This is a genomic window from Congregibacter sp., assembly GCF_965660375.1.
Lineage (GTDB): Bacteria > Pseudomonadota > Gammaproteobacteria > Pseudomonadales > Halieaceae > Congregibacter.
The window spans coordinates 1-4,622 of record NZ_CBFHZO010000085.1; the positions used below are offsets into that span (position 1 = coordinate 1).

Sequence of the window (4,622 nt, forward strand, 5' to 3'; positions counted from 1 at the left end):
CCGCAAGGGCTACCTGCATGCCAATAAACAGCACCAGCGCGATGGCCGTTGCCCAGTGGGGCCTAACTTTTGTGGATGTGAGTCTCAGCACGCAGCGGATAGTACTATAAGTCTGCAGGAACAAAAACGGTGCTTTTGCTCAAGGAGTTTGGAATGCGCTCAGTGGTGTTATTCGCTGTGATTTTTGGCGCGACGATGCTTGGCGCCTGTTCAACAGTCGACTTTGAGCAGCCCAAAGAGGCGAGCTATGCAAACCTGGATACCAGCGACACACGTTTGGGCAGAGCACTGGGGACCCTGAGGGAGGCTCGTCACCCCGAGTCAGGGTTTTCTCCCTTACTGCGGAGTGTCGATGCGCTATCCGCACGACTGCTGCTCATCGGTCTTGCCGAGGAAACCCTAGATGTCCAGTACTATCTGGTAGGGAATGACCCCATTGGTGCGGTGTTTTTTGAGGCGCTCCTCAAAGCGGCAGATCGCGGTGTTCGGGTGCGCCTGCTTATTGACGATATTGGCACTCGCAATATTGAGCATCAGCTGGCGCCGCTCAATAGTCATCCCAGGCTCGAGCTCCGGTTATTTAACCCCTTCGCCAACCGCAATGTCCGGGGGCTGGACGCCTGGGATCTGCACCGCCTGTCGAGACGCATGCACAACAAAACACTCATCGCTGATCAGGAGCTGCTGATCCTGGGGGGCAGGAACATGGCGACGGAATATTTTGCGGCGAACCCTGCCTATAATTTCGGTGATGTGGATACGGCGGCGGTGGGTACCGTAGCGAGAGACGCGTCGGCAATGTTTGACCGCTACTGGAACGATCGCTATAGCATTCCCTTCGACCAACTCGCAGCTTCCGACACTGAGCGGCTTAGCCTTGAGGCTTTGCGTTCAGCCCTCAAGGAAACGTCTCAAGAGCTCGCAGGTTCTCCCTACGCCATGTTGGTTGAAGATCGCGCCGTGGCTCTGTCGGAGCTCCACGCCGATGAGTATTTTTGGTCGCCTTACCAGTTGGTGTATGACAATCCGCAAAAGGCGCTGTCGAGGGATTCTTTGCCAGAGGAAAAACTGAGCTACTCCCTGGGGCAGGTAGCGGGAAATGCGACCCAGGAGCTCTTTGTGCTGTCTCCTTATTTTGTGCCCCGCAAGGCGGGTATTGAATGGCTGTCGGAGATTGCCCGGCGGGGCGTACAGATAGATGTTTTAACCAACGGCCTCGCTGCTAACGACCACATTGTGGTCCATGGGGGCTATGCGCCCGCCCGTAAACCGCTTCTTCGCAAGGGAGTAAGGTTCTTTGAGCTCCGGGGCGATATTGTGATGGAGGGCACTAAAGCATCCGACACGGAGGGGGCCGAAAGCAAGCTGCATGGCAAAGTGTTTGTAGTAGACCGGCGCTATTTGTTTATCGGCTCCTTTAACTGGGATCCCCGTTCAGCAAACCTCAATACTGAGATGGGTGTATTGATTGATAGCGAGGAGTTCGCCGGTGCATTTGCCGAAGGTATGTACGCGGCGCTGGATCAAAACACCTATGAGGTGTTTTTGGAGGAGGGAGCCCTGCGTTGGCGCGCCCAGGAGGCGGGCGGCGTTGTTGAAGTGCTCCACAAAGAGCCAGAGGTGAGTTGGTGGACGCGCCTTTTGGCGAACCTGTCGCGCTTACTGCCGATTCGCGGGCAGCTTTAGTCAACACACCATACTAGGATCCCTGCGCCGCGCTTGTCTGGAGTCGTGCAGCCAGCTCCTCCATATCCGACTCTTCAATATTGGCAAAGGCAAAGCGTAGAAAACGCTCCTGCCCCGGCCCGAAGAAACTTCCCGGTAAACACAGGATGTTCTGTTCATCGGCAAGGCGCCGGGCGACTTCCCGAGCGCTTTGTAACTCGAAGGGGTGGCGGATGTAGGCAAAATAGCCGCCGGCAGAAATCAGTTCATAGCCCAGGTCGTTGTCACGAAACACACGCTTCATGGCGTTTTCTCGTCCGGCCAGCAAAGCCCGTTTCTCCGCCACCCAGGGCCAGGAGTGCTTGAGGCCAAAGAGTGCCGCATCCTGGGAAATGCGCGGTGTGCAAATCTGCACCGTATCCATCACCTTGGCCACGGCATCAATGACCCGGGCGCTGGCTGATACTGCACCGATACGATAGCCCGTGAGACTGAAAGTTTTAGAAAAGCTGTAAAGCTGGATCAGCGTCTCATCCCAATGGCTCTCCTGGATAAGATCGTGTGGCGGACCCTGCTCATCGGTGAGAAAGTCGCGATAGGTTTCATCCAGAATAAGGGCGATGCCGCGCTGAGCAGCAAGATCCCGGAATTCACTGATCACCGCCGGCGGGTAAACAGCTCCGGTGGGGTTACTGGGAGAGACCAGCACGATTGCCTTTGTTTCGTCGGTGATCAAGGCTGCGGCTTCTTTTGGATCCGGCACGCCGGCGCGATCGTGACGGAAGGGTAGGTGGATGGGCTCAATACCGAGCATCTCCAACCACATCTGATGATTAAAGTAGTAAGGGACGGGGAGCATGACAGCGTCCCCCGCCCGCGCCAGAGCCTGAATGGCAAGGCAAAACGCCTGATTACAGCCGGCGGTGATAAGAACGTTTTCGGCGGCGACGTAACCCTGATATCGCTGACTGACGTGGCTCGCAAGGGTCTCCCGCAACTCCGCTAAGCCCTTGATTCCCGTGTATTGCGCGGTCTCGAACAGGGCTGCGCGCTCAGCCACATGATCGGTTATCTCTTTTGCTGGAGGATAGCTCGGTACTCCCTGCGCCAGATCGAGAAGCGGTTTGTCCGCGGGAAACTCCCGACCTTCGATCCACGAGTGGGCTTCGGCGATGGGGGGATCGATGGCGTTGAGTACATCGGGATTGAGGGCGAGTTTCATAGAATCCTGGCCGAGCCGGTGAGAGAAAGCATGCAAGCTTAGGTCCTTTTTTGCGGTAGAGGAAGAAAATTAGCAAGTCAATGCTGCCGCCGGGGAGGAGCCGGTCATTGGCGTTTTTAGGTACACTGATATTTGTCGCAGGGCCAAGTCGCCGACAATAAGGCTGAGCGCCGAGACGCCATGTCCGACGCAGCCGTCAAAAGAGTGCCGAACCAGCACCGCCCCAAGGAGGCTTTACAGTGAAAACCTTACATCACCTGCGGGTTGTGGGAATCGCGTCTTTTATCAGCATCAGTATGAGTCTTGGTGCTGCTGCCGCTCCCGAGATTCGTCTTGTGCTGCAGATCACGGTAGACCAGCTGCGCGGCGATCTTCCTCTGCGTCATATGGAGCAGTTTGGCGATGGTGGATTTCGCTATCTTAAAGATCACGGCGTTTGGTACACGGACGCCAACTATCGACACGCCAACACCGAGACCATCGTCGGTCATAGTTCCCTGGCTACCGGCACAATACCAGCCGTGCACGGCATGGTGGGCAACGTCTGGCTGGACCGGGATTCTGGTGCGCTCGTTTACAACGTCGAAGACTCCCAGTATGGACTTCTCAGCGCCGCTGCGGATGTGGATAAGTCCAGCGAGATTGACCCCACGCAGCGGGTAGCTAACAGCGATGGACGATCACCCCGTGCGCTCATGTCATCCACATTTTCGGATCAACTCGCCATTCGTTATCCGGGGCAAAGCAAGATTTTTGCGGTTTCGGTAAAAGACCGCGGTGCGATTCCCCTCGCTGGCCAGAGCGGTAAGGCCTTCTGGTTCTCCAAAGCCGCCGGCGAGTTTGTCACCTCAAACTATTATTACGATGCCTATCCTCAATGGGTGTCGGACTGGAATCGCTCAGGCAAGCTTGACCGCTTTGCCGACAGCGACTGGTCCTTGCATAGCAAGCCGGCGAGCTACCAGCGCATCGACCAGGATGACAACGCCTGGGAGACGGACCTGGCGGGCTTTGGTCGCAGTTTTCCCCACCCCTGGGGCGCCCGTGATGGCAAGTACTTCACGACCTTATTGACCATCAGTCCAGCGGGGGACGAGCTCACCCTGGATTTTGCTACGACGCTTTTGGACGCCGAGGCCTTGGGGCAGGACAGCGTTCCGGATTATCTGTCGGTGAGTTTTTCATCCACGGATTATGTTGGCCATGTCTTTGGCGCATCGAGCCTGGAGATGGAGGACAATCTCCTTCGACTGGACCAAACGCTGGCTAAACTGTTCAGTCATGTTGATGACGTTGTGGGGCTTGAGCACACGCTCATCGTATTATCAGCCGATCATGGGGGGCCTGAGGCACCGGGCTATCTTCAGTCCCTGGGTCAGCCCGCCAAATACGTGGATGACCAGGTGGTTTCCATTGATGATTTGAATGCGGAACTCAAAAGCCGGCTGTCGGTAAAAGAAGACCTTGTCGCCACCTATTTCCATCCCTATGTGTATCTGGATCGTGAGCAGGTGGCAGCGGCGGGTATGGAACTCGCCGATACCCAAAGGGCGCTTGCAGAGGTGTTGTTGTTGCGCAGTGATGTTGCCTACGCCTTTGGCGCTGCTGATATCAGCGGGGGCGTGCATCCCGGGGGAGAGGTCGCTGAATTTGTGAGCGCGAATCATCAGGCCAGGCGCTCGGGAGACGTTTATCTGGTGTTTAAGGCCGGTTCGTTTATTAATGACTTTGATGG

At 56.4% G+C, this 4,622-nt stretch carries 3 protein-coding genes; 2 read left to right on the plus strand and 1 reads right to left on the minus strand.

What is annotated here, in order from left to right:
• Positions 1-153 precede the first annotated feature (153 nt).
• Positions 154-1,686, plus strand: coding sequence for a phospholipase D family protein (locus ACTG3T_RS07600; RefSeq protein ID WP_439101662.1), 1,533 nt, complete (start codon positions 154-156; stop codon positions 1,684-1,686).
• Positions 1,687-1,699: 13 nt separating this feature from the next.
• Here the strand turns inward: ACTG3T_RS07600 and ACTG3T_RS07605 are convergent, their stop codons facing one another.
• Positions 1,700-2,887 carry an aminotransferase gene (locus tag ACTG3T_RS07605; RefSeq protein WP_439101663.1) on the minus strand — a complete coding sequence of 396 codons (1,188 nt, stop codon included), beginning with the start codon at positions 2,885-2,887 and terminating at the stop codon, positions 1,700-1,702.
• A gap of 239 nt (positions 2,888-3,126) precedes the next feature.
• Here ACTG3T_RS07605 and ACTG3T_RS07610 point away from each other — a divergent pair.
• A partial coding sequence (locus ACTG3T_RS07610; RefSeq protein ID WP_439101664.1) for an alkaline phosphatase family protein occupies positions 3,127-4,622 on the plus strand: 1,496 nt, incomplete at its 3' end.